General features: G+C 50.1%; 1 protein-coding gene. It reads right to left on the bottom strand.

What is annotated here, in order from left to right:
- Positions 1 to 35: 35 nt before the first annotated feature.
- Entirely contained in the window at positions 36 to 1,244 is a 1,209-nt protein-coding gene (locus SPM24T3_RS23980) for an IS256 family transposase (RefSeq protein ID WP_009639433.1), read from the bottom strand.
- Between the last annotated feature and the right edge of the window lie 71 nt (positions 1,245 to 1,315).

The raw sequence follows: 1,315 nt of genomic DNA, 5'->3' as shown, positions 1-1,315 counted from the left end.
GACCCTGTAAATAATTCTGTGTAACTGCCACCGTATTAAAGGTGATCGCTCAGGCGGTCACCGAACTCGATAATAAAACGACTCATTGCCAGCCGCCAGTTCTGGATCGGCATACTCCATTTTTTTGACGCATCCTTGATCGCCAGATAAATAACTTTTCGCACCGAGTCGTCTGTCGGGAACACCTTTCGCTTTTTGACAGCTGCACGGATAACGCTGTTCAGCGATTCGATGGCATTTGTGGTGTAGATTGCCTTGCGGATATCAGGCGGATAGCCGAAAAGCGTATTGAGATTTTCCCAGTGCGCCCGCCAGCTTTTGCTGATTTGCGGATATTTATCGTCCCAGGCATCCGCGAACATATCCAGCGCCATCAGCGCGGCTTCCTCTGTCGGAGCCTGATACACCGTTTTCAGCCCGCCGGTGACGGCTTTGTAATCCTTCCACGACACGTATTTCAGGCTGTTGCGCACCATATGGATGATGCACAACTGGATGTGCGTCTGAGGATAAACGCTGTTTATCGCATCCGGGAAGCCCTTCAGCCCGTCCACGCAGGCAATCAGGATATCCTGAAGACCCCGGTTTTTAAGCTCTGTCAGCACGCTGAGCCAGAACTTCGCACCTTCGTTTTCTGCCAGCCACATACCCAGCAGTTCTTTCTGGCCTTCAGTGTTAATGCCCAACGCGAGGAATACTGCTTTGTTGATCACGCTGCCGCCGTGACGAACTTTCACCACGATACAGTCAAGGTAAACAATGGGATACAGAGCATCCAGAGGCCGGTTTTGCCACTCGGTAACCTGCTCTTTGACCGCATCGGTGACTTTAGATATCAGCGTGGGCGACACGTCAGCATCGTACATTTCTTTGAACGTGGCGACGATTTCACGGGTCGTCATACCTTTGGCGTACAGGGACAAAATCTGGCTGTCCATCTGTGTGATGCGCGTCTGATTTTTCTTTATCAACTGAGGCTCAAAGGTATTTTCCCGGTCACGCGGCGTATTCAGCTCGATCTCACCGTCATCGCACAGCAGTGTTTTGGACGAGTAGCCATTACGGGTATTTGAGCCTGATTTTGGGGCGTTTTTCTCGTGTCCGAGGTGGTCAGTCAGCTCTGCATTGAGCGCTGTTTCGACGGTTAATTTCGTGAGCATACGAGAAAAAGCATTGAGATCGGCTTCGGTTTTAAGGCCTTTAGCCAGTTCAGCCGCAAGGGCTTTGAGTTTCTTTTCGTCCATAATTTGCCTGTCTCCTTTGTTGGAGTGAACATATCAAAAACAGGCAGATACACAATTTAAATTACAGGCTC

This window comes from Serratia sp. M24T3, from assembly GCF_000257645.1.
In the GTDB taxonomy this organism is placed as follows: domain Bacteria; phylum Pseudomonadota; class Gammaproteobacteria; order Enterobacterales; family Enterobacteriaceae; genus Rouxiella.
Note: the sequence above shows the minus strand (reverse complement) of the source record. Positions and strands in the feature narration are given on the sequence as shown.